This is a genomic window from Winogradskyella sp. PE311 (genome assembly GCF_046545555.1).
Lineage (GTDB): Bacteria > Bacteroidota > Bacteroidia > Flavobacteriales > Flavobacteriaceae > Winogradskyella.
On the sequence record NZ_JBHZTH010000002.1, the window covers coordinates 94,607 to 119,771 of the forward strand.

The 25,165-nt window shown below is 32.0% G+C and carries 23 protein-coding genes and 2 tRNA genes; 9 read left to right on the forward strand and 16 right to left on the reverse strand.

The features are described from left to right. Positions 1 to 13: 13 nt before the first annotated feature. The gene (locus ACFWU4_RS10030; RefSeq protein WP_411127421.1) at positions 14 to 340 is read right to left on the reverse strand and encodes an ArsR/SmtB family transcription factor; all 327 of its coding nucleotides are present in this window, start codon (positions 338 to 340) and stop codon (positions 14 to 16) included. Between the two features lie 170 nt (positions 341 to 510). On the opposite strand from ACFWU4_RS10030, the gene ACFWU4_RS10035 reads away from it, so the two are divergent. Then, positions 511 to 1,359: a DUF2911 domain-containing protein gene (locus ACFWU4_RS10035; RefSeq protein ID WP_411127423.1), complete on the forward strand. Its 849-nt coding sequence runs from the start codon at positions 511 to 513 to the stop codon at positions 1,357 to 1,359. Between the two features lie 51 nt (positions 1,360 to 1,410). Here the strand turns inward: ACFWU4_RS10035 and ACFWU4_RS10040 are convergent, their stop codons facing one another. The 10 genes from ACFWU4_RS10040 to ACFWU4_RS10085 all read right to left on the reverse strand — a co-directional run bounded on the left by ACFWU4_RS10040 (position 1,411) and on the right by ACFWU4_RS10085 (position 12,612). After that, entirely contained in the window at positions 1,411 to 2,388 is a 978-nt protein-coding gene (locus ACFWU4_RS10040) for a Gfo/Idh/MocA family protein (protein ID WP_411127425.1), read from the reverse strand. Continuing rightward, entirely contained in the window at positions 2,378 to 4,195 is a 1,818-nt protein-coding gene (locus ACFWU4_RS10045; RefSeq protein WP_411127426.1) for a sodium:solute symporter, read from the reverse strand. Before ACFWU4_RS10045 ends, ACFWU4_RS10040 begins: the two co-directional genes overlap by 11 nt. Before the next feature lie 162 nt (positions 4,196 to 4,357). After that, a complete protein-coding gene (locus ACFWU4_RS10050) occupies positions 4,358 to 6,877 on the reverse strand; it encodes a PIG-L family deacetylase (protein WP_411127428.1) in 2,520 nt (839 codons plus the stop codon). 114 nt (positions 6,878 to 6,991) lie between these two features. Continuing rightward, positions 6,992 to 8,071, reverse strand: coding sequence for a magnesium/cobalt transporter CorA (gene corA / locus ACFWU4_RS10055; protein WP_411127430.1), 1,080 nt, complete (start codon positions 8,069 to 8,071; stop codon positions 6,992 to 6,994). A 3-nt stretch (positions 8,072 to 8,074) separates the two neighbouring features. After that, positions 8,075 to 8,608 carry a mechanosensitive ion channel domain-containing protein gene (locus tag ACFWU4_RS10060; RefSeq protein ID WP_411127432.1) on the reverse strand — a complete coding sequence of 178 codons (534 nt, stop codon included), beginning with the start codon at positions 8,606 to 8,608 and terminating at the stop codon, positions 8,075 to 8,077. A gap of 48 nt (positions 8,609 to 8,656) precedes the next feature. Further along, complete coding sequence (locus ACFWU4_RS10065; RefSeq protein WP_411127434.1) at positions 8,657 to 9,604, reverse strand: septum formation inhibitor Maf; 948 nt, start codon at positions 9,602 to 9,604, stop codon at positions 8,657 to 8,659. Positions 9,605 to 9,682: 78 nt separating this feature from the next. Further along, positions 9,683 to 10,276, reverse strand: coding sequence for a Maf family nucleotide pyrophosphatase (locus tag ACFWU4_RS10070; RefSeq protein WP_411127436.1), 594 nt, complete (start codon positions 10,274 to 10,276; stop codon positions 9,683 to 9,685). A 1-nt stretch (position 10,277) separates the two neighbouring features. Beyond that, complete coding sequence (locus ACFWU4_RS10075) at positions 10,278 to 11,207, reverse strand: geranylgeranylglycerol-phosphate geranylgeranyltransferase (RefSeq protein WP_411127437.1); 930 nt, start codon at positions 11,205 to 11,207, stop codon at positions 10,278 to 10,280. Positions 11,208 to 11,284: 77 nt separating this feature from the next. Then, entirely contained in the window at positions 11,285 to 11,815 is a 531-nt protein-coding gene (locus ACFWU4_RS10080) for a KdsC family phosphatase (RefSeq protein WP_411127438.1), read from the reverse strand. After that, the gene (locus ACFWU4_RS10085) at positions 11,815 to 12,612 is read right to left on the reverse strand and encodes a Rossmann-like and DUF2520 domain-containing protein (RefSeq protein WP_411127440.1); all 798 of its coding nucleotides are present in this window, start codon (positions 12,610 to 12,612) and stop codon (positions 11,815 to 11,817) included. Before ACFWU4_RS10085 ends, ACFWU4_RS10080 begins: the two co-directional genes overlap by 1 nt. Positions 12,613 to 12,682: 70 nt before the next feature. On the opposite strand from ACFWU4_RS10085, the gene ACFWU4_RS10090 reads away from it, so the two are divergent. From ACFWU4_RS10090 to bshB1, 7 genes are all read left to right on the forward strand, one after another. Then, the gene (locus ACFWU4_RS10090) at positions 12,683 to 13,069 is read left to right on the forward strand and encodes a group III truncated hemoglobin (RefSeq protein WP_411127442.1); all 387 of its coding nucleotides are present in this window, start codon (positions 12,683 to 12,685) and stop codon (positions 13,067 to 13,069) included. A gap of 16 nt (positions 13,070 to 13,085) precedes the next feature. Further along, complete coding sequence (locus ACFWU4_RS10095) at positions 13,086 to 14,270, forward strand: MFS transporter (protein WP_411127444.1); 1,185 nt, start codon at positions 13,086 to 13,088, stop codon at positions 14,268 to 14,270. A gap of 76 nt (positions 14,271 to 14,346) precedes the next feature. Next, positions 14,347 to 14,796 carry a large conductance mechanosensitive channel protein MscL gene (mscL, locus tag ACFWU4_RS10100; RefSeq protein WP_411127446.1) on the forward strand — a complete coding sequence of 150 codons (450 nt, stop codon included), beginning with the start codon at positions 14,347 to 14,349 and terminating at the stop codon, positions 14,794 to 14,796. Positions 14,797 to 14,901: 105 nt separating this feature from the next. Then, complete coding sequence (ccsA, locus tag ACFWU4_RS10105) at positions 14,902 to 18,168, forward strand: cytochrome c biogenesis protein CcsA (protein WP_411127448.1); 3,267 nt, start codon at positions 14,902 to 14,904, stop codon at positions 18,166 to 18,168. 73 nt (positions 18,169 to 18,241) lie between these two features. Further along, positions 18,242 to 18,430, forward strand: coding sequence for a hypothetical protein (locus ACFWU4_RS10110; protein WP_411127450.1), 189 nt, complete (start codon positions 18,242 to 18,244; stop codon positions 18,428 to 18,430). A gap of 426 nt (positions 18,431 to 18,856) precedes the next feature. Next, positions 18,857 to 20,011, forward strand: a complete 1,155-nt coding sequence (locus ACFWU4_RS10115; RefSeq protein WP_411127452.1) for a trans-sulfuration enzyme family protein — start codon at positions 18,857 to 18,859, stop codon at positions 20,009 to 20,011. A 6-nt stretch (positions 20,012 to 20,017) separates the two neighbouring features. Continuing rightward, positions 20,018 to 20,740, forward strand: a complete 723-nt coding sequence (gene bshB1 / locus ACFWU4_RS10120; RefSeq protein WP_411127454.1) for a bacillithiol biosynthesis deacetylase BshB1 — start codon at positions 20,018 to 20,020, stop codon at positions 20,738 to 20,740. A gap of 44 nt (positions 20,741 to 20,784) precedes the next feature. Here bshB1 and ACFWU4_RS10125 read toward each other — a convergent pair. From ACFWU4_RS10125 to ACFWU4_RS10145, 5 genes are all read right to left on the reverse strand, one after another. After that, positions 20,785 to 20,860, reverse strand: a tRNA-His gene (locus ACFWU4_RS10125). A gap of 127 nt (positions 20,861 to 20,987) precedes the next feature. Beyond that, on the reverse strand, positions 20,988 to 22,568 hold the full coding sequence (locus ACFWU4_RS10130; protein WP_411127456.1) for a M28 family peptidase: 1,581 nt from the start codon (positions 22,566 to 22,568) through the stop codon (positions 20,988 to 20,990). 127 nt (positions 22,569 to 22,695) lie between these two features. Beyond that, complete coding sequence (locus ACFWU4_RS10135; protein WP_411127457.1) at positions 22,696 to 23,730, reverse strand: M28 family metallopeptidase; 1,035 nt, start codon at positions 23,728 to 23,730, stop codon at positions 22,696 to 22,698. A gap of 67 nt (positions 23,731 to 23,797) precedes the next feature. Further along, the gene (locus ACFWU4_RS10140; RefSeq protein WP_411127459.1) at positions 23,798 to 24,133 is read right to left on the reverse strand and encodes an FUSC family protein; all 336 of its coding nucleotides are present in this window, start codon (positions 24,131 to 24,133) and stop codon (positions 23,798 to 23,800) included. A gap of 3 nt (positions 24,134 to 24,136) precedes the next feature. Next, positions 24,137 to 24,916 carry a DUF3108 domain-containing protein gene (locus ACFWU4_RS10145; RefSeq protein WP_411127461.1) on the reverse strand — a complete coding sequence of 260 codons (780 nt, stop codon included), beginning with the start codon at positions 24,914 to 24,916 and terminating at the stop codon, positions 24,137 to 24,139. 149 nt (positions 24,917 to 25,065) lie between these two features. Here ACFWU4_RS10145 and ACFWU4_RS10150 point away from each other — a divergent pair. Beyond that, positions 25,066 to 25,150 (forward strand) — tRNA-Ser (locus tag ACFWU4_RS10150). Positions 25,151 to 25,165 lie beyond the last annotated feature (15 nt).

Here is a 25,165-nt window from a genome sequence, read left to right on the forward strand (position 1 = left end):
TTAGTTTTGTTGCTTAACAGCAATTCATGTTTATATCTTGGTCTAAGAACTCTGATATTACAGACTTCATTTTAGACCATTTCTCTTGATTTATACAGTAACATACACTAGTACCTTCAATATTTCCTTGTATTAGATTTAAATTTTTGAGTTCTCTAAGGTGTTGAGAGATAGTTGCTTGAGCTAGCCCAATTTCTTCTACTAAATCTCCACAAATACAAGTGTTAGCTCTAAATAGATGATGTAATATAGCTACTCTAGCAGGATGAGCGAAAGCTTTAGCAAGTGTTGCTATTTCATTCTGTGTATCCGAAAAAATCTCACTTTTTGTTAATCCCATTTGGTACATTAATTATTATATTGCAATATTACGATTAATAAATTATATACTGCAAGAGTTTTGTCAAAAATTCCCGTTTTTTTCTTTTAAGTATTCCTTAACATTTAGGCCTTTCGTTAAATTGTAATTTTATGCCAGTAAAAAAGAAATAAATAATTAACACTAACAACATGAAAAAATTAGTATTAGCTGTATTTGCTTTAACACTTATGTTATCCGTAAATGCACAATTAGAAACACCACAACCAAGTCCAATGAGTAAGTTGGAGCAGAAGGTTGGATTAACTGATATTACTATCGAATATTCTCGTCCTGGAGTAAAAGGAAGAAAAATATTTGGTGATCTAGAGCCATACGGAACTATTTGGAGAACAGGAGCTAATGCTAACACTACAATAGAATTTAGTGATGACGTTACAATTGGTGATGGAACTTTAAAAGCTGGTAAATATGCAATTTTCACTAAATTAGAAGAAAAAGCTTGGACAGTAATGTTCTATACAGATACAAATAATTGGGGAGCGCCAAAGGAGTGGGACGATAGTAAAGTTGCAGCAAGTATTAAAGTCAATGTAATGGATATACCTTTTAACGTAGAAACATTTACAATCGATATTAATAATATCACAAATACTGGTGGTACGATTGATATGATTTGGGAAAAGAGTTATGTAGCTGTTCCTTTTTCTGTGCCAACAGATGCTAAGGTATCAGCTGAAATAGATAAAATTATGGCTGGTCCTGGTGCTAATGATTATTATTCAGCGGCTGTTTATACTTTATCTACAGAAAATAACTTAGATAAAGCAATGATGTGGATTGACAAGGCTGTAGAGATGACTGAAGATCAACCACGTTTTTGGTATTTAAGACAACAGTCTTTAATTCATGCTGCGAATGGTGATAAAAAGGGTGCGATTGCAGCAGCAAAGAAATCCTTAGAAGGGGCTAAAGCAGCAAAGAATAATGGATATATTAAAATGAATACAGATTCATTAAAAGAATGGGGTGCAATGTAATTGTAATTGCATTTATATAAAAAAAGCGTATCTCAATGAGGTACGCTTTTTTTATTTGTATTCTAGTCCTATTTCTAACCTAATAAGATCAAGAATCTTTATAAGATCTTGGCTGTGTTTAAAAGTCATAATATTACTTTCTGTCTGACCTATTCTAATGAGTTCATTAAAATGCTCAATTTCGTAGCTATAACCTATCGTATTGCGATTGAATAGTTTTGTTGTTGAATTACCAAGCTTATCAATTAACTCTATTGAATTTGCTTCATGAAACCGACTATTTATTTTAATAGTTCCATGTTCGCAAGTCCAAATAGCTTCGGTCTTTGTTTCTTCTAAAAAGGTACTTTTAAGGACAGCCTTAGCAGTATCGTAGTGAAATAATATATGACATTCAGAATCTGCTCCAGAAGAATAAAACTCTGCATCAGCTTCAATCTCATTGGGTTGTCCTAAAGTTGAAAGTGCTGCAAAAACAGGGTATATACCTATATCTAATAAACTACCTCCTCCAACAGATTTATCAAATAATCTTGAGGTTTCGTCGTATTGAGGGTGAAAACCAAAATCAGCTTCAAGTTGCACTATTTTACCAAAATGTTCTTTCTTCAATAAATCTTGGACATATTGAAAATGCGGTAGAAAGGCCGTCCACAAGGCCTCCATCAGAAGCGTATTGCTTTTTTTAGCTGCCAAAATCATTGTGTTGACTTCTTCAAAATTGATAGCAAATGGTTTTTCGCATAATACGGGTTTTTTATTATTTAAGCACAATAAGGTATGCTCCTTATGAAAACTATGAGGAGTTGCGATGTAAATAGCATCAATATTCGGGTCTATGACAAGGTCTTGGTAGCTACCATATGCGACATCTGCATTAAATTGTAATCTAAAGTCTTTAGCTTTGTCAAGATTTCTAGAGGCTATGGCATAAAGGTTTGAAGACTCTGAATCATTTAGGTCTTCTGCAAATTTTGATGCAATTTTACCAGCTCCAATTATTCCCCAATTAATAGTTTTAGAATTCATTAGGCAATTTTTTAGGTGCCAATAACTGCAGCATATTGGCCACAAAAATAACGACTACACAACCAAATAAGTTAAGCCATAAATAAGGCATCCAATCAAACCACCAACCGATTACTACAATAGCTTGTGTAATAAGCGCTCCAATAAAAACAGCATTTCCTTTTATGTATTTAAAGAAGAATGCTAATAAGAAAATACCGAGTACATTTCCATAGAATATAGAGCCTATAATATTCACTAGTTGTATTAAATTTTCTGCTAAATCTGCAAAGCAAGCAATAATTATAGCGATAACTCCCCAGCCTAGTGTAAACCATTTAGTCATTTTCACCATGTGATCTTCATCTTTGTCTTCTTTTTGATTTCGCCCATATAAGTCAATTGATGTAATGGTTGCCAATGCATTTATCTCTGAAGCGGTAGAAGACATTGCTGCAGATAAAATTACTGCTAATAGTAAACCAATAAGACCAGTAGGTAAGTGATTTAGTATAAACCTTATGAACATATAATCTCTGTCATTAGTCTGCGTGTCTTTTGCAGCTTCCTTATAAAGTTCTGATAGCTCTGTTGATTTAGTTATGTATGCTTCACTTTTTGGCTTCGATTTTAAATTATCAACTTCTTTTTGAAGGATATTGTATTCAGATGTGTATTCTGGATCGACTGCTTTTTTGATCAAAAATTTAGATTCTGAACGATACGTTTTTTCGATACTATCTAAAGTAAAAAGTTTCTTTTTGGCATCAGGATTATCATTTTTAGCCAATTCTATGCTAAGTTCTTGCTTTTGAGAGAATAGGGCTGTTTGTTTATCTTGAAGTGTTTTATATTGATCACCATATTGTGAGTTTAACACAGTTTCTGTTGAAGCATCAATAAAATTTAATGGTGATGGATTAAATTGATAGAATACAAACACCATAACACCAACTAATAAAATAAAAAATTGCATTGGTACTTTTAATAAGCCATTAAATAACAGTCCCATTTGCATTTCTTTCATAGATTTGCCAGAAAGATAACGCTGTACTTGGCTTTGATCAGTACCAAAATAAGAGAGCATTAAAAATGTACCACCAATCAGTCCTGTCCAAACGGTGTATCTATTCTCTAAATCGAATGAAAAATCTAAGACTTCCATTCGTCCTGTAGCTCCTGCTATATCTATTGCATCTGTAAATGAAACTTCTTCTGGTATTAGATTTATAATTATAAATAAGGCTGCAAGCATTCCTGCAAAAATTACAAACATCTGTTGCTTCTGGGTAACAGTAACCGCTTTTGTACCACCAGAAACGGTGTATATGATTACCAACACTCCAATGACAATATTGAGAGTAACAATATTCCAACCTAATACAACGGAAAGAATAATAGCTGGAGCAAAGATGGTTATACCGGCAGCTAATCCGCGCTGTATAAGAAATAGAATTGCTGTAAGACTACGTGTTTTTAAATCGAATCTATTTTCAAGAAATTCGTAAGCTGTATAAACTTTTAGTCGGTGATAAAGGGGAATAAACACTAAGCAAATAATGACCATTGCTATTGGAAGTCCAAAATAAAATTGAACAAAACCCATACCGTCAGAGAATGCCTGACCTGTAGTAGATAAAAAAGTGATGGCACTTGCTTGGGTCGCCATTACAGATAAACCTATGGTCCACCACTTAGTTGTATTTCCACCTTTAATATAGTCTTGTGCATTTTTTTGACCTCTTGTTTTCCAAGTTCCATAGCCTACAATCGTTGCCAAGGTGATAACTAAAACCGTCCAGTCAATCCAATCTAAAGTTTGTTGCATAAATTTAAGCGAATGATGCTGTTATAAAGTAAAAGAGAACAATATATAAAGCGTTAGCCAACAATATAATAGTGTACATCTTATTCCATTTTTGTTTTTCTTGTGGTTGGTTCATTTTTGTTAGTTGTTAGTTGTTAGTTGTTAGTTGTTAGTTGTTAGTTGTTAGTTCTTTAGTTGTGTTTTATTTTCTTTACCAGCTGAGAGTAAATTGGCAAATAAGCGATACGCCCCAGAAACACCTGCAGGGAACTCTCTGAAGAAACTTAAGCCAGTATAGATGTAATTGCCTTTCCCATATTTTGCAACTAGCAAAGCACCTTCCTTAGAAGTTTCACCTTTGTCATTTGCCGCTAATAAAGGAGTAAATTCTTCTGACCATTCATTAGGAAAGTATAATCCACGTTCTTGCACCCAACCTTCAAAATCTTGGATGGTGATTTTGTTTGGGAAATTAAGAATAGGATGGTTAGGTTCTAATATTCTTACAAGAGCGTTTTCATCAGTGACACGATCTCGCGATAAATTTAAATTATATGGAGCCAAATTATCTACTTTTAATCGTCTATTAGTATTGTATTGTACTATAAGATTACCACCCTCTTTAACATAATTAAGCAAGAATTTTTGTTTAAATTTTAATTCATCTACAATATTATAGGCTCTAATACCAACAACAATTGCATCGAAGTTCGATAAATTTTCTGGTGAAATCTGTTCTGGTTTTATTACTGTAACATTATATCCTATTTGACGTAAGCTTTGTGGTACAACATCTCCAGCTCCTTCAATATAACCAATGTTTTTACCGCGTTTTTGAATGTCTAATCGCACAATCTTACTTTCACTTGGCATTAAAACAGTTTGGAAAGGGATATGAGAATAATCAATTTCTATTAACTCATCAGTAAAGAATTCTCCATTGATATTAACCATAGGAGTAATTAAACCTTCACTTTTTCCTTTTGGTGGAATTATAGTAAATATAACTTTTTGTATATCACCTTTATTTGAAATTTCAACTTTCTGCTTATCTGGAAAAACGCTCCAATCATTTGGGTATGCCATTTGTACATAGCCATCAATACTATCACGACCCGCTTTTACGGTAATTTCAATTTCTTTTTGCTGGTCGTTTTCAAAAATAAAAACTTTATCACTTATGCTTGCTGATACTTCTGGTATAATCTCAAAAGGTCTATACAATTCGCCTTTATCTGGTTTGGAATATCGATATACAACAGGTTTAGTAATTGTAAGTGGTGTGCCTTCTATATTTAGATTAAAATCTACAAATACTGATCTTGGAGTTTCTGGCAGTCCGATTAAATCTTGATATTTTACATTGTACATTCCTAATGTACTTTGATTATTAAGCCAATATGGTGCTGTATATGCCATATTATTGGGTATACTAATACCTTCTTCAAAATTTAACCGTTGGTTAGTGGGCAATTTCATGTTTTTAGATATGCCTTTATTTAAAGTTGATAAATTATAGGATACTAAATTAATATTGGCTGTGCTTCGATTTAAAACCTCCATGCGAAGCCCAACATTTGAGTTTGGTGCTGCATGAGGATTATTTGCAGAAACTTCTAGGTATAAGCCACTGCATGCCTCTAGTATAACTTTTAGTTCTTTAGTTTTTATAGCTTTCCAATGTTCGTCTTCTACGTTTTGAAGTAATTTATATGCTTCTAAAAGTTTGGGAATGTGAGTTGAGGGGTCAACAAAATTGAAGTTACTTTCAATTTTAGTCATAATATTTCCGATTGCTTGCCCACCTTTGATTCGATTCCACGAGGTGTCAATACCTGCAAATACATCATTGTTATTGTCTAAAGGATCTCCTTTAAGAAACTCGATATATTCATCTTGACTGCCACGAGAAGTGACACGACCAAAACCTTGGCATAAGTGCTGACTGCTTGCTAAAGAGGCTACTTCATTATTAGACATACCTTTTGAAGGGTAGTAAACTCCAATATCAAATTTTAGCATATTGCTTTTATCTATTTTGTCAAATTCTTCTTGACTGCCATAACGCCACCAAGAGGTATTATAAAACAGGCGCTTAGGTTGCCATGCTTCGGTAAGTTCTAACTGAGAAGTATATTTTGAGGGGTCATTGGCTAAATCAAAAGCTTCCATGCTTAACATAGCAGAGCTTGTATGATGTCCATGAGTTCGTCCAGCTCTTCGATGATCAAAACGATTTATTATAATGTCGGGCTTAAATTCTCTAATTGCCCAAATAACATCTGCTAACACGTCTTCTTTATTCCAAATTTCTAACGTTTCGTCTGGATGTTTGGAGTATCCAAAATCATTAGCCCTTGTAAAACGTTGTTCACCACCATCGATACGTCTTGCTGCTAATAATTCTTGAGTTCTAATAACTCCTAATAATTCTCTTATTTCCGAACCAATTAAGTTTTGTCCACCATCACCGCGAGTTAAAGATAAATAGGCAGTGCGTGCCTTAACTTGGTTAGACATGTATGAAATTAAACGGGTATTCTCGTCATCTGGGTGGGCAGCAATGTAGAGTACTGAACCTAAAACATTGAGTTTTTGTACAGCTTCATATATTTCGGAAGAATTTAATTTTTTAGGTTGTTGCGCATTAATAGTAAAGATGGTGCTTAAGAAAAGCAAAAGACAAAGTCTAATTGGGTACATGTGAATATTAGTTAGTTGCCCTTCAAATATATAAAAGATACTAAATATTAACCTTTTTTTAGGTTTTGTTTAACGTTGAGTTAATGGCTTTATTATCTCTAGTTAGCAGGAATTTTATAACCACTTTTTTCTCTTAAAATAAGCCAATAAGGCTACGAATATTATAAGCATTACTCCAAGAAGTATGAAGTATCCATTTTCATATTTTAATTCGGGTATGTGCTCAAAGTTCATACCATAAATACCTGCAAGGAAAGTCAATGGTATAAAAATGGATGACATTATCGTGAGTACTTTCATCACTTCATTCATCTTATTGCTAATGGTCGTCATATACATGTCCATTAAACTCCAGATCATTTCACGATAAATGTCGATGTTTTCTGAAACTTGAATTAAATGATCGTAAATATCTCTATAATAAGTAATTGTACGTTTGTAAATTAAGGGATGTTCGCCTTTTTCGATACGGTTTATTATTTCGCGCAAAGGAAAAATAGCACGACGTACTTTTAAAATTTCACGTTTTAGTTGTTGTACTTCTATATTTACATTGTCCCTTGCATGTCCTTCAAAAAGTTCCGTTTCTAAATCTTCAATTTTATTACCTAAAACTTCTATAATGTTAAAATAATTATCTACTACTGCATCTATTAAAGCATACATTAAGTAGTCTGACTTTAATCCTCTAATGCGACCGTTTGCGAGGCGCAATCTTTCTCTAATAGATTCGAAAACATCTCCTTCAGATTCTTGGAAAGTAATGACATAATTTTTTCCTAAAATGAAACTTACTTGTTCAATAACAATACTTTCATTCTTATCGTAATAAAGCATTTTTAGTACAACAAACATATAGTCGTCATATTCATCTATTTTTGGTCGCTGAGTAGTGTTTACAATATCTTCTAAGACAAGTGGATGCAGATCGTATTGCTTACCAATATTTTCAATTTGACCTGTATGTTTTAAGCCATCTACATTTATCCATGTAACCGAATCGGTGTCTTTATAATTAATTGCATCTTCGATATTTAAAAGTACAGATTCTTCAATCTTCGCTTTAGTATAATCAAAACATTCTACTTGAAAATCTTTATCAGATTTCTTCCCTGTGTAAATAAGAGTTCCTGGGACTTGACCAACGTGTTTTTGAGCATCTTTAGTTCTTTTTTTTGATTTTCGTTTAATCATAGTTTATTGAATAATACTGTCATCTAAAGCATCTTTTTCAATTAAAGTTACGGCTTTTTGAAGAATAAGATTATTGGGGTAAGTTGTTAAATCACCATTATCTTCTCTAAGGATTAATTGAAACGCTCTTATGTCTTCAATTATGGCTTCTATTGGGTAATCTTTGTCATGTATTTTTATTTTATCCCCTACTTTATAAGGAAAAGAGAAGAACATAATTACACCAGAAGTAACATTACTCAATATAGACCAAATAGCAAATAAACCAATACCAATTACTGCGAATACAGAAGAGAATACAACTGAAATCTGATTAGATTCTACTCCAAGTATATAAGCCTCAACGAGAATTGCAATTAGAACTAAGGTTACTGTTGCATAGCGTCCTATTAAACCAGCTCTTGCTTCTGTTGTACCACTTTTTGTTCCAATTTTTTTTACTGTTATTACTATAATACCTCTGATGATTAGCAGTAGTACGAGTAATAATGCAGAATATATAATTTCGGATTGATACGTTTTAAAAAATTCTGACATGATATAATTGTTAATGCCTAACAAATATAGCCTAGATTACTTAAAAACTTATTGCAATCTTAGTTTTTCCCTAAGCACTTCATTGGCATTATTATTTTTGTTCCAATAAGCAGATTTAATAGACTCTAATTTAGTTGCTTTTGTTGTTAATGTTTTAGAGTTAGGTCCATAACCCGATATCGAAGTTTCTTCCCAACCAAGAATGTCAAAAGGAAATTCTTGGTTAAAATTAATTTTCAAAGTTCTGTTTAGAGCAGCGTATGTAATTGTATAAATGCCATCTTTTAATGCCGTAGTTGCTTGATAGCTTTTAATATCTATATGCTTTAACCGTGTAAATTCTAAAGAAGGAATAATTTCAATTTCACCGATTGGCAAACTACTAGGATTAATGCGAAGTTTTGTCCAAATTTCATTTTCTGTCCAAGTTTTTTTTACATTGAAAGTTTGATCTCCTTCGCTTTCAAAATAAGAGTGCGACATTACTTCAAAATCATCTCGGTTATTGAGTTGCGTGTATACATGTCCGCACCATTCTTGCACGGATGCAGAAATTTTTAAAGCATGTTTATTATTAACTACAGGGTAGAATGTACTTTGCATTATAGAATATGGATAAATACCAGTATTAAAATTTTTAGTGGCATTAAGTTTTAAAATAGGAGTATTCTTTTTACTGTAATTATCAGCTTTAACTTGTTTGTTTGGTAAAAAGTCTTCAGTCACAAAAACTAACACGGCATTACCATTTCGTATTTCACCATATCGTGCTTGTTCTAATTTATAGGATGTAATTTCAGCTTCACCAGCGTACCAATAGTCGTTAAATTCTTTAGATAATATTGATTTTGATTCTATTACTTCTTTCTCTGTTTTTGGCTCTGAAAGAGCTAAATTTTCTGAAGGTTCTTGTTTATTTTTTTTACATGAATTTAATAATGTAAGACTTACCATGACAATGAAAAGGCATGTCATATTTTTAATAGACTTTCTCATAACTTAGAGTATTTGAAATTGTAAATTATTATCCTGAAAAGCTTTATTATAAGCAAAATGTAAAACAAAGTTAAAGTCTTAGGCCTTCTCAGCAATAGCATTTAACGTTTCGTAAAGTAAATGTGTGGGTAAACCAACAACGTTATTATAAGAACCTTCTACACTTGTTATTGCTATTGCGCCAATCCACTCTTGTATCCCATAAGCTCCGGCTTTGTCTAAAGGTTTATAATTGTTTACGTAATACCAAATTTCGTTATCCGTAAGTTTTTTAAAGGTCACTTTAGTTATAGTATTTACTACTTTTTGTTCTGATTTTTGAGTGAAACAAATAGATGTTACAACTTGGTGTGTTGTATCACTTAATGACTTAATCATTAGGAATGCATCGTCTTCATCTTTAGGTTTTTCAACTGGTTTATTATTGTGCCAAACTATAGTATCACTTGTGATTAGAATATCATTTTTTTGAAGGTTGCTCATAAATGGGCCTGCTTTGAGCTTCGCTAAATAATCTGTGATTTCTTCTCGTTTTAAATCTTTTGAATACAGTTCATCGACGGACTTAAGTCGAATTTCAAAGTCTAAATCCATAGTTTTAAAAAACGCATGGCGTCGCGGAGAAGCTGAGGCTAGTATTAAGTTGAAATTTTTAAGTTTTTCTCTTAACATATTAAGTAAATGAAATAAATTGATAAAGTATCATTGATGAAATTCCTGTAAGCATTACCAGTTTAATTACTAGGCTAATGTGTTTGTAGTGTGATTGTTTCTCGGCACTAAACAACTTAATACTAACGTATATTAATGGAGCAATCACCAATACTAAAAAATAACTAACGACTTCAATTTGTTTAAAGAGATTAACAACGACATAATAAACTACAGCAAACAATGCTATAAGTGAAAGTGCAAAAACAACTTTATTGGCGCGTTCTCTTCCTATAACTATTGGTAGTGTTTTCATACCTACTTTATAATCACCATCTATATCTTCAATGTCCTTTACGAGTTCTCGAATGAAGTTAATCATAAAAGCAAAAATGGCATAGTCTAAAATTATTTCGAAAAAAGCCACTTGAGCTGCCTTATTAACCTCTGTCATTGCAGGTAGTAACTCAAAAACACCAACGATTACTATACTTAGTGCAACGACTAGTGAGATAACAAGGTTACCAATTAACAGCATTTGTTTTAAGTAAGAAGAATAAATATAAAGAAGAGCAGAGGCAATTATAAAAATGACAAAAAATCCGGATTTACCAATGCCATTAGATAAATAATAACCCAAACCCACACCAACAACATTTAAAATAATAAATAATGTCAGCGCATTTTTTTCACTGATATATTTGCCAACAATCACCTTATTTGGTTTGTTTATACTATCTGTTTCAGTATCATAAATATCATTAATAACATAACCTCCAGCAGCAATAAAAACAGTTGCTATTACTAATATTGCAAATCCCAAAGGTTTAAGAGTTGTTATAACTCCGTGAGAATCAAAAAAGGGAAGAAGGAGTGCATATTTAATTAAGTATTGCGTTAGTGCAATCATAATTAAGTTTTGCCAGCGAATTAAATTTAGAAACTGCAACATATGTTATTTAAGAAAAAAAGTATGTAAAAATTATATTGTATTAATACTTTGTACTACCTAATACTTTCATAAAAGTATTAATCGTATTTAGCATTAAAATTACCGTTCCATTTATCTTGGACTTTAAGAACCTGTTCAATAACATCTCTAACAGCACCTTTGCCACCATTTTTATGGGAGATATATTTTGAAACGGCTTTAATTTCGGGTACTGCATCTTGAGGACAACACGGTAGACCGACCAACTTCATTACAGGATAATCGGGAATATCATCACCCATGTATAGAACCTGCGTTAAATCTACCTTACTTTCTTTTAGGTATTCATTGAGTTGTTCAATTTTATTATGTGCACCTAGGTAAATAGCCTTTATACCTAACCCAGTTAAACGTTTACGGACACCTTCATTAGAACCACCAGAGATGATGCAGACATTAAAACCTGTATCGACTGCTGTCTTTAAAGCAAATCCGTCTTTAATATTCATAGTTCTTAACATTTCACCATCAGTAGTTACAGTAATTGTTCCATCTGTGAGTACTCCATCAACATCAAAGATAAAGGTGCTTATGTCAGTTAAATATTCTTTATAACTTCTATCGTCCATTATATATTTCGTTTTTTCTTGTTTTTAGGTGAAGGTAAATTGTATTTATGAGTCTTTTTAATTGAATCAGTTAACATTTTATAAATAGTTAAATGCTCTTCGCTTTCAATTTGTTTTAAATGGCGCTTTATAGTTTTGTTATCGTTGCGTCTTGCGGGTCCTGTTTGAGCAACATATGGCGACATATTCTGAATCTTCTTTGCTGTCTCTAAAATTAAGGGTTTCATAATATCGAACTCAATATTATTAGATTCGCAAATCTCATGACCTATGCGGTAAAGTTGGTTAGTAAAGTTATTTACAAAAACAGCAGCTAAATGTATGCTTTGGCGTTGTTCAGTAGAAATTTTATGTCCTTTAGACCCAATTGCCTGAGCTAAATCTTTTAGAATTTGTCGATTTTCTTTTTTGTAAACTTCAATACAAATAGGGACTTCGGCAATATCTATCTCTGCCTCTTTAGAAAAGGTTTGTAGTGGATAAAAAACTGAAATTTTATTTTTTTTGTCTAAATCGTGCATTGCAACACTACCAGAAGTATGTGCAATTAATCTGTTAGAAAAAGGTAAATTTTGAGATAATTTTGCAATACTGTCATCACTAACCGCTAAAATGTAAATATCGGCTTCCTTTAAAGAATTTAAATTATTAGTAATATCAACTTCATTTGCGTAAGATGAAATGTTATGCAGTGATCGGTTATACCATTGTTTTACTAATACATTTTCAGCGTTAGAAAATGCTTTATATAAATGAGTTGCAACATTGCCTGCACCGAGTAAAATAACTGATATCATATTGTAAAAATACTAAGTTTTCTTATTCCAGAATAACAACTAAGCTATTAAAAGAATAACTTTGATACATATGAGTAAAAACGACATTAGAAACAGAGATGATTTATTCTTACTGGTATCAAAATTCTATGAAAAAGTAAAAAGGGATGATGTCTTAGGTCCATATTTTAACAAAACTATTAAGGATTGGGATGAACATCTACAGCACTTAACAACGTTTTGGGAGTCTAGTTTATTTCTACAGACTAAATACTCGGGTAATCCTCTAGAAACACATATTAAAATGGATAAGACTCATAATAATAGTGTAACAGAATTACATTTTGGTTTATGGCTAAACCTTTGGTACCAAACTATTGATGATTTATTTGTTGGTGATTATGCCGAGAATGCTAAACGACGTGCTCGTAAGATGAGCACTTTTCTGTATTTGAAAATATTTGAAGCCCGTCATTAAAGTAGTTATAATATATATGAAATCACCTAAATTAATTCTATTCATTATTGTATTGGCGCAATTTTTTTGTACATCCTTATGGTTTGCAAGCAATAGTATTATAGAAGAGCTAATAATTTTTTTTAGTCTAAGCGTAAATGGTTTAGGACATCTTACAATAGCAATACAATTTGGGTTTATAGTTGGTACTATTCTTTTTACAGCTTTAACAATTGCAGATCGTTTTTCTCCGTCAAAAGTATTTTTTATCAGCGCAATATTTGGGGCAATATTTAACATGCTTATCATCCTAGATATAAATACCCTAAGTAGTCTTTTGTTATTTAGATTCAGCACTGGTTTTTTTCTCGCAGGTATTTATCCTGTCGGTATGAAAATTGCGGCTGATTATTTTGATAATGACTTGGGTAAGTCTTTAGGCTATTTAGTTGGAGCGTTAGTTTTAGGAACTGCTTTTCCGCATTTTTTAAAAAGTATACCTTATGATTACTCTTGGCATACCATTATTTTTATAACAACAGGTTTAGCTGTTTTAGGAGGATTATTGATATTTATATTTGTTAATGATGGACCTAATCGTAAAAAAAATAATGGTTTAAGCCCTTTTGCCTTTGCTAAGCTATTTAAGGATAGAACATTTAGATTATTTGCTTTTGGTTATTTTGGTCACATGTGGGAGTTATATGCCTTTTGGGTATTTGTTCCTGTTATTTTAAAAGATTATTTCTTTTCTGTAAATCTCAATATAAATATTTCGTCCATTGCTTTTTTTATAATTGCAAGCGGCAGCATTGCATGTGTTATCGGTGGATATTTATCTCAGCGTTTTGGGCTTAAACGAATCGCTTTTATTTCACTTATACTTTCTTGCTTATGTTGTTTGGCTTCTCCATTTATAATCAATCAAAACTCAATTATTTTATTTATAAGTTTCTTTGTGTTTTGGGGAATGGTGGTAATCGCTGATTCGCCATTGTTTTCTTCACTTATTGCAAAAAGCGCCACTAAAAACATACAGGGTACGGCTTTAACTATAGTTAATTGTATAGGCTATACAATTACAATTCTAAGTATTGAGATGGTTAACTTTTTGTATCAAACGTATAATTCAAATTATATTTATTTAATACTAGCATTTGGTCCAATTTTAGGTCTTTTGGCATTATATAAAGTTAGAAACGATTCTGTTGTAAAAGCATAGCCAATTTTTAATATCAGATTATTTAGATGAGTATATTTGCTTCATTAATTAAGAAATAAAAATCTAAAACATCGATATGAAACTTCTGAAAGAATTTAAGGAATTTGCCGTAAAAGGAAATATGATGGATATGGCCATCGGTATAATCATTGGGGCATCCTTCAATAAGGTTATAGATGTATTGGCAAAACAGGTGATACTGCCACCATTATCACTATTGTCGGATGGAGTTAATTTTGCAGAAAGAAGATTGATTCTTAGAGATGCCGCAACAGATTCTACTGGTACTATTACTACGGCAGAAGTTGCTGTCGCCTATGGTAAATTAATAGAGGTATTTTTAGATTTTCTAATTATTGGCTTCACTGTTTTTATTGTAGTAAAAGCAATGAATAAATTAAGGAATAAAGCGCAAGATTCTAAAGATGAAACTGTAGTGACGCCTAAGGATATACAACTGTTATCTGACTTAAAGGATTTAATGGAAGAACAGAATAAATTATTGAAATCAAAAGTTTCAAATTAATTGAAAGAATTTTATTGAATTTTAACGCTTTTTGCTACTTTAAAAACGCTGTGAAAATCGTCAAAAAGCCTTATCTTTGCACGAGCAAAAAATAAGCCTAGAGCTATGCAAAAGAAAATCGCTAATTTCCTGTTTTCCACAAAACTTACTGCTACTTTATTTATTGTATTTGCTGTTGCCATGGCAGCAGGTACATTACTAGATAGAAATATGGAAACTTCGCCAACTCCATATACAAGACAGCTTATTTATAATGCCTGGTGGTTTGAGGCCATAATGGTGTTTTTTGTCATAAATTTTGTTGGTAATATATTTAGATTTCGACTTCATAAAAAAGAAAAGTGGGCAACACTTGTATTGCATTTATCTTTTATTCTCATACTATTAGGAGCTTTTGTAACCAGGTATATTGGTTATGAAGGGATGATGGCAATTGCCGAAGGTGAAACAGAAAGCGAATTTCGTTCTTTAAAAACATATGTAAGCGGACGTATTCTCGGAGATTACGAAGTCAATGGGCAATTGCAGCAAAGAAATATAATGGAGGAGGTCGATTTTTCGCATCGACTAGATAATGATTTTGATAAAACTTATACTTATGGTGACCAAGAAGTGAATTTTAGACTCACAAAATTTATAAAGGGAGCCGAAAAAGATATTATTCCTGGTCCTAATGGTGAAACCTATTTAAAAGTAGTGGAAGCTGGTAATGGGCAACCGCACAATCACTTTTTAAAAGAAGGTGAAGTTTCTAAGATGCACAATGTACTAGTTTCGCTTAATAAAGAACAACAAGGTGCAATTAATATTACTAATACCGAAGACGGGTTATTTATAAAGTCGCCATTTGAAGGTGAATTTTTAACAATGGCAACTGGTAAAACGGGTAAATTAGTTAAAGACAGTTTGCAACCATTGGCGTTGAGATCTAGATATATTATAGGTAATATGCAGTTAGTTTTTCCTAAGCCCGTAGTTAAAGGAGTTTTTGATATTGTTAAAAAACCAAGAATATTAAAAGGGGATGAAGATGGTATTGTATTAGATATTACCGTAAACGGGAAAACAGAAAGTATTAACTTGTTAGGTGGTAAGGGAACTTTTAATGGTATTGAAGAGGTTACTGTTGGAGGATTAGATGTCGCTTTGCGTTATGGATCTAGGTTAGAGAAATTACCTTTTGCTATAAAACTAAACGATTTTATTGCAGAAAAATATCCAGGTACAGAGAAGGCTTATTCTTCTTATGAAAGCAAGGTAACTGTTATAGATAAGGAAAACGGAGATTTTGATTATAGAATTTACATGAATAATATATTGGATCATCGTGGTTATCGATTTTTTCAATCTAGTTTTCGTAACGAAGAAACTGAAACTATACTATCTGTAAACCATGACCAATGGGGAACATATTTAACTTACGCAGGCTATTTTCTATTATATTTTGGATTATTAGCAATACTCTTTGCTAAAAATACGCGCTTTGATGATATAAGAAGTCGATTAAATAAGATTAAGACAAAGAAGTCAAAGATGATGACTATGATTTTGTTGCTTTTAAGTTTTTCAGGATTTTCCCAAGAACATTCTGCAGATGATGGTCATAACCACTCGCAGAAACCTTTAAAGACTCAAATAGATTCTATATTAAGTGAAAATATTACACCTGTAGACCATGCAGACAAATTTGCTGAAATGGTGATACAAGATTACAGTGGCCGCATGATGCCTATGCATACCTACGCCTCAGAAATGTTGCGTAAATTAAGTAAAAGCGACGTTTATGAAAATTTTAATGCAACTCAGGTATACTTGTCAATTCAAGAGAGTCCATTACTTTGGTACAATGTTCCAATAATTTATTTAAAACCAAGGAAAGCAGATTCTATACGTACGATAATCGGTGTGGATTATGGTGAAAAATATTCAACGTTAGTTGATTTTTTCACACCAGAAGGTAGGTATAAGTTGGCGCCTTATTTAGAAGAAGCATATAAAACCCAAGTGCCAAATGGTTTTCAAAAAGAAATTAAAGAAGCTGATTCTCGAGTAAATTTGCTATACAACGCAATAGAAGGGAGAACTGTTAAAATATTTCCTTTACCAGATGATGATAATAATACTTGGATTTCTTCATTAGAATTTAGAGAGGAAAAGTATCGCGATAAGATTAAAGATTCTTTATACGGTAATTTTATAAATAATGGTTTTAGTGCTTATTTAGTTACCTTAAACAAAGCTAAAGAAACTGGAGATTTTTCTAAGGCCGAGAACTTACTCGAAGGTATTAAGAAGACTCAGCAGAAGTTTGGAGGTGAGGTTATGCTTTCTGATGATAAAATTAATGCTGAAATACTATATAATAAGTACGATCTCTTTAAACGCTTGTTTAGTTGGTATATGTATGCTGCTACAGTTTTGTTTGTTCTTATTATTGTCCAGATTTTTAAATATAAAAGCAAAGGTCTTAAGATTGGCGTAAACGTTATGATAGGTGTAATATTTGTCCTATTTATTTTGCACACACTTGCATTAATTTGGCGTTGGTACTTATCAGGGCATGCACCTTGGAGTGATGCCTATGAATCTATGATTTATGTAGCTTGGTCGACAATGTTATTTGGTTTTATTGTAGGTGTAAGTAAAGAAAAAACACAATTAAAAGACGCGAATGTATCTAAACTTAAATCAAAGATTAAGGTAAAACGAAGCACTTCTAGTCTAACCGTTGCAGCTGCAGCCTTTGTCACCTCTATGATATTAATGATAGCACATTGGAATTGGATGGATCCTGCAATTGCTAATCTTCAGCCAGTATTGCAAGGATACTGGTTAATGATTCATGTTTCTGTAATAGTAGGAAGTTATGGGCCATTTACTTTAGGTATGATTTTAGGAGTCGTTGCTCTATTACTAATGGTATTTACCACGGATGAGAATAAAGAGCGTATGCAAATTAATATTAAGGAGCTTACCATTATTAATGAAATGGCATTAACAGTTGGTTTGGTTATGCTAACTATCGGGAATTTTTTGGGTGGTATGTGGGCCAATGAAAGTTGGGGACGTTATTGGGGCTGGGACCCTAAAGAAACATGGGCGCTAATTAGTATAATGATTTACGCTTTTGTAATTCATATGCGTTTAGTACCAGGATTACGCGGACGTTGGTTCTATAATTTAATGTCTGTTTTAGCTTTTGCGAGTATTTTAATGACTTATTTTGGTGTTAACTTTTATCTATCTGGTTTGCATGCATATGCGAGTGGAGACCAAATATTAAGTTTTCAATTTATAGCTATAACACTTGCTATTATTGCAATATTGGCTTTCTTAGCATATAGAAAGTACAGAGTTTTCTATAAAAAATAGTCTATTTTCCTACATTATTTTACTTGTGAGTTATAATTTTTATTAACTTGAAGCTTTAAACTAACCCTCAATAATGGATTACTTCAAAAAATTAGGCACTGCAAACCTGTTTATGTTAATGTTGTGCGCAGTTATAATTATTGTTGCAGAATATTTATTTCTAACAGGTGATGAATTACATGGTATTTTTGTAGGCCTATGGGCTCCGACTTTACTAGGAGTAATGATTTACTTAAAACTAGTAGATCATGGTAGCAAATGATATCGTTTTATGGTTTTCAGTAATTGTTGTAGCATTAGTTGCATTATGGGCTATTTTAATGATACGTGCCTATAACAAAGTTGGAAAAAATGATTAGACTTTAATCTTAAAGTCAAAAATTCATCAGTTTTACCTTTTCCTATAAGGAGATAATTTAATTCGCTAAACTCTTATAATTTAGATTAAAAGGATTTTAGAATTTAAGCATTTTACTACAAGACAAAGTTAAAATTGACATCTTCAATTGATTACTAATTTACTATTTAAAATAAGAGTAGTGACTTTTACCGCCATTCTACACTTAATAAGCAATAGTAATTAAAATTTATTCAACCAAAAACATACTAAATTTTAAATACCTTGTATATTATATATTTATACTGGTCGCTTTTTTTACTAAATTTATAAATTAAAGAAAAACATAATATGTCAAATAAAAAATTAGGCTTAAATACTATTTGCACACATGTTGGTGAATTAAAAGATGAGCAGTTTAAGGGTGCAGTTTCACCAATGTATCTGAGTTCTTCGTATGAGTTTTTAGATGTAGAAATCAAAAGATATCCGCGCTATTTTAATACACCTAACCAAGAATATCTTTCAAAAAAAATTGCTGCTTTAGAACATACTGAAGCTGCTATGATTTTTGGTTCTGGTATGGCAGCTATTAGTACGATGTTCTTGGCTTTTCTAAAACATGGAGACCATTTGGTAGTTCAGAATACATTATATGGTGGGACAGTAAACTTTATTAAGGAAGAGTTTCCTAAATATGGTATTGAATATACATTTACTAATGGCTATAAAGCTGAAGATTTTGAAGATGCTATTAAGTCAAATACAAAGCTTATTCATATAGAAACTCCATCAAATCCATTAATGACCATTACAGATATTAAAGCTATTGCTAATCTAGGAAAGTCAAAATCTATTTACACTTCTATAGATAATACATTTGCCTCACCAATTAACCAAAACCCAATTGATTTAGGAATTGATATGGTAATGCATTCTGCAACAAAGTATTTTGGTGGACATAGTGATATTTGTGCGGGTGCTGTTGCAAGTTCTGAGGAAGTTATTGAGCGAATTTGGAATGTGGGTAAAAACTTAGGTGGAAACCTTAGTGATATGACAGTATGGATGCTAGAACGCAGTATGAAAACGTTAGGACTAAGAGTGAAAGCTCAAACCAAGAATGCTTTTAAAATGGCAAAATGGTTAGAAAAACATGCAAAAATTAGCAAAGTTTATTATCCGGGACTAAAATCCCATCCTGATTATAAATTAGCAAAGTCTCAAATGAATGGATTTGGTGCTATGATGTCTTTTGAGTTAATTGGAGAATTGGACGCCTATAAATTTCAAAAGAATTTAAAACTTATAAAGTCTTCTATGAGTCTAGCTGGTGTAGAAAGTACTGTTATTTCGCCGCATTTAACGTCTCATGCCTTACTCACACAAGAAGAGCGTGATGCCATAGGAATTAGCGATCAATTAATTCGATTTTCTGTTGGAATAGAAAACACAAAAGATTTAAAGGCAGATATTGAACAAGCAATAAGTCATATCTCAAACTAGTATTATATGAAGTTAGATATATTAGCAATTGGTGCCCATCCTGATGATGTTGAATTAGGTTGTGGTGCTACTATTGCGAAAGAAGTTAAAAGTGGTAAAAAAGTAGGTATTATTGATTTAACTCGTGGTGAATTAGGTACACGTGGTACAGCAGAAACAAGAGATAAAGAATCATTTGACGCTGCTAAAATTCTTGGTGTACATACCCGAATAAATATGGGATTTGCTGACGGTTTTTTTACTAATGATAGAACGCATCAAATAGAGATTATTAAAATGATTCGTTACTACAGGCCCGAGATTATATTATGCAATGCAGTTGATGATAGGCATATAGATCATGGAAAAGGTAGTCAATTGGTTAGCGACGCTTGTTTCTTAAGTGGTTTACGAAAAATAGAAACTATACATAAAGAAGGAACTACAATTCAAGAACCATGGAGGCCTAAAACAGTCTATCATTATATACAATGGAAAGATTTAAAACCAGACGTTGTTGTAGACGTTTCGGGTTTTATGAATAAAAAGATGGAATCTGTTTTAGCTTATAAAACACAATTTTTTGATCCAAATAGTGACGAACCAGAAACACCTATTTCAAGTAAAAACTTTACAGATAGTATTTTATATAGAGCTCGTAATCTTGGTCGGTTAATAGGAGTAGAAGATGGAGAAGGTTTTACTGTTGAACGTTATGCAGCTGTAGATTCATTATTTAATTTAAAGTAGAAACAAAAAAAGCCTTTCATTTATTGAAAGGCTTTACTAATTTAGGGTGGAAGACCGGGTTCGAACCGGCGACTTTCGGTACCACAAACCGACGCTCTAACCAGCTGAGCTACAACCACCATTTTAATTAGGACTGCAAATGTATATTATTTCCCATTTTCTACAAAGTCTTTTTTTAACTATTTCATATTAAAAAAGCCTTTCAAAATTTAAACTGAAAGGCCTCAAATAAGTTATGTTTTAAAAATTATTTCGTTACTTTATCTACAACAACTCTTTCCGCTCTATTAGCTACTTCCCAAGCTGTATAAAAAACAAGACGTGTTCTATTTTCTAATAAATCATATTCAATTTTATCTGGTGTATCAGTTGGTTTATGATAATCAGCATGTGTACCATTAAAATAAAATATTACTGGGACATTGTTTTTGGCGAAATTATAGTGATCAGAGCGATAATAATAGCGATTACGGTCGTTCTCATCATTAAAAGTGTAGTCTAATTCTATATTTGTATACTTTTTATTTACCTCTTCAGAAAGGTTATGTAAATCGCTACTTAATTTATCACTACCAATAAGATAAATATAGTTTCTATCACCTTCTTTTCGTTTAGGATCCGTTCGACCTATCATATCTATATTAAGATCAGCAACAGTGTTAGCTAAAGGAAAAATAGGATCAATGTCTGTATAATATCTAGAGCCTAAAAGTCCTTTTTCCTCGCCTGTAACATGAAGAAATAGTATAGAGCGCTTAGGGCCATGTCCATTTTTTTCTGCCATTTTGAAAGCTTCTGCTATTTCTAAAATAGCAATTGTACCAGATCCGTCATCATCTGCACCGTTGTATACTTGACCATCCTTAATACCTTCATGATCTAAATGAGCTGATATGACTAAAATTTCATCTGGTTTCTCAGAACCCTTAATAAATGCAACTACATTTTCGGAGGTTACAGATTCAGAATTATTTTTGATAACCAAATTTAATTTAGTGGAAATTGCTTTAGGTTCTTTATCTTCCATAATGTTGTTATGCAAAGCTTTACCTAAACTTTCAGTAACCATTAACATCATAAAGTCACTATCATTACTTTTTAATGCTAATCTTCCTGACCTGCCAGAAGTTGCTACTCTTTGAAAATAACTAGCATAATTAGTAAACATATTAGAATCTAAATAAATTAACCCTTTTGCACCATTTTCTTTTGCAGCTTCTCGTTTGCTCGATAAGGATTGACGACCATTGGTCCATTTTGTATCTTCCGCTTTGCCAGAAGTCATATAATTGCCATTTTCATCTTTAGGTTCGCCAGTTTTGGCTAATACTATTTTACCTTTTACATCTATATTCTTGTAATCGGAATAATTATCAGCATCTATACCATATCCTACAAATATTATTTCATCTGCAGATAATTCCATACTGCTTGAAGCTCTCAGTACAATCTGATCCTCGTAACTTTTAAAGCTATTGCCATTTACAGAAACTTGAGCTACAGAAACACTTTGTTTTTCTAAAGGAACTTCTTGGAAATAATCATCATTTCCTAAGGGTGTTGGTATATCTAAATTTTTATATTGAGTCTTTAAATATTCAACAGCCATTTTTTGACCTTTTTCACCAGTTTCTCTGCCTTCAAATTCGTCAGAAGCATATTTAAATAACATTTCCTTTAATTCTGCTGATGTAATTGTAGAAGCATAATCTGCAGGGTCTGCAGACTTTTTATTATTTATTTTTTCTGAAGTTGAATTACTTTTGGAAGATGTTCCGCAACCTATAATTAAGGCAGAAATACAAAAGACGAATAATAACTTTTTCATTTTTATTTGAAATTAGATGTTAGTGTCGAAGCTAGTCTTGACCAACTTTATTTTAGACAGATGATAAATTTACGAAAATGGAATAGGGAAGTGGTTTAAGCTAAATTTCTTTTAACAAACTTTAACACTAGATAATTTCTGGATTTAAACGCTTATTTGAATTTGCTAGATACCACGCCGTTGAAAAAATTAATTTTGTTCGCTTTGCCAATAATTCGTAATTAATTTTATCAGGTGTATCTGTTGGTTGAGTGTAGTCTGCATGTTCGCCGTTAAAGAAAAAAATCACAGGCACTCCTTTTACCGCAAAATTATAATGATCAGATCTGTAATAATACCTGTTATGATCAGAAATATCATTGTATTTATAATCTAATTGCAGTTTATCATTAAAATTTTCATTGGCTTCTTGTACTATAAAATGTAATTCTGTACTAATGCGATCAGCACCAATAACATAGATGTAGTTTTCATTCTCTACATGTCTATCATCAACACGACCTATCATATCAATGTTTAAAGCTGTAATTGTATTTTCAATTGGAAAAATTGGATTTTCTGTGTAATAGCGAGAACCATGTAGCCCAACTTCCTCGGCTGTCACATGTAGAAAAACGATACTTCGTTTTGGTCTATACCCATCTAATACTGCTTTTTTAAAAGCCTCAGCCATTTCTAATACGGCTGCGGTGCCAGAGCCGTTGTCATCAGCGCCAGGATATATTTGTCCATTAATAACTCCTTCGTGATCAGAATGAGCAGAAATATAAATATACTCATCAGGAAATTCTGAGCCCTCTATATAAGCAATTATGTTTTGAGACTCATTTAAATCATTTGGTAAAGCATTTTTTGGAACTTTTTGATAGTAATTAGGATGGGTTAATGGTGCTTTGATATCATGGGATTTATAAAAATCTCTAATGTAATTGCAGATTTGATTATGACCTTCTTCACCAGTTTTTCTGCCAAAATACTTTTCGGATGCCACTTCTTCTACATGCAATCTAAGCTCATCAACAATAATCGTATTTAAATATTGTTCTACAATTTTTGTGTCATCATAAGAAATACCTTCTTTAAGGTTGTCAATTTTTTCGCTATGTCTTAGTGTAGAACAAGAACCGACAAGAATGAGTGCAGACGCGACAAAAAACTTCATGTAACTAATGTATTTGCGTAAAAATAAGTTAAATGAGTGACATATTTTCTTACATCAATAGAGAATTTTAGAAATCTTCATCTATTTCTATGCCCTCTAGTATTTCTTTTGAATCTTCTAGGTTTTCTTCATCCCTTTGTTCTAATAGTTCTGTATCTCCTAGTTCTTTAGATGAGAAAATCCCTTTATAGATTGTTAGTGTTAAAGATATAATAACCAATAAAAATATGTATTGGATCGTTTTTGTTTTTACTTTTTGCTTTTTAGATAGAAATAAAATAAGTAGTCCACATATAAAAGCAATAATTATAGGAGCAACAGCCAAATTAGATAATGGAGTTACAGATAGAATTACAGCAAGTATTGCAGAAATGAAACCTAATATTATAAATAGTTTTTTCATATGTTAATTTTTTAATCCTGTTGCAGATTGAATTTTTAGTTCACCATTACCTACAGGTATTTTAAATTTTGCATATACAGGTACTTTATTAGCATCTGCGGTTAACCAAAGTAGATTATTATTTTCACCTCTTAAAATATTATTTCCATTCATAGATATTGCTAATTTATAGCATTCTTTTTTACCAATCTTAGTTGAAATAGTTTCTCTTTTAATATATTTTATGCTTATAACTGTTTCTGTATTATCGAATAATACTGTGAAATTTTGTTGGTCTCCTGGACTTGCTTTATGAATATCTAAATTTCTAATATGATATAAAGTGCTAACTAAGTCTTTAGTTGTTGCACCAATCTTTAATGACTTATTTTCATCCCAAGTTCCACCTTCTTTATTTTTTTTACGCTTTATACTTTTAACAAGTTTAGATTTGTGATTGTATTTATATTGCATAAACTTATAATAACCTCCTTCACTAATATCTCTTTTATATAGATAAGGGGTTAATGTTTTTGGATTCACATAACTCTCGTAGATATCTCTGATTTTAAAAAAATTATCCCATTTCTTGTACGTTGTTGCCGTACATTTTAATCTAAGTAAAGTGCTTTTTGAAGTTTTTACTTCAGAGGTTTCCATTTTTACCTGAGCAATATTCGTTAGTAAACCAGACATGTTATATGATGCAGTGAAAATAAGTTTCTCACCAGCAGTAATGGTTTTATTTTGGGAAAAACAGTTAAAGGTAATAGCAGTGATAAAAAGAAAAATATAATATCTCATAAAGATTGATTTGTGATAATAACGTTATAAATAACAGATATTGTGCCGAAAATACAATACGTAATTAAATGTTGCTAATTTTGTTTTTAAAAAACTATTAGAAAACCTTTGTCTACATCAAAAAGGATTTTATATTTGCACCCGCTAATGGAGAAATGGCAGAGTGGTCGAATGCACCAGTCTTGAAAACTGGCGAGGGTCACACCTCCGGGGGTTCGAATCCCTCTTTCTCCGCTAAAAGGCTTTATC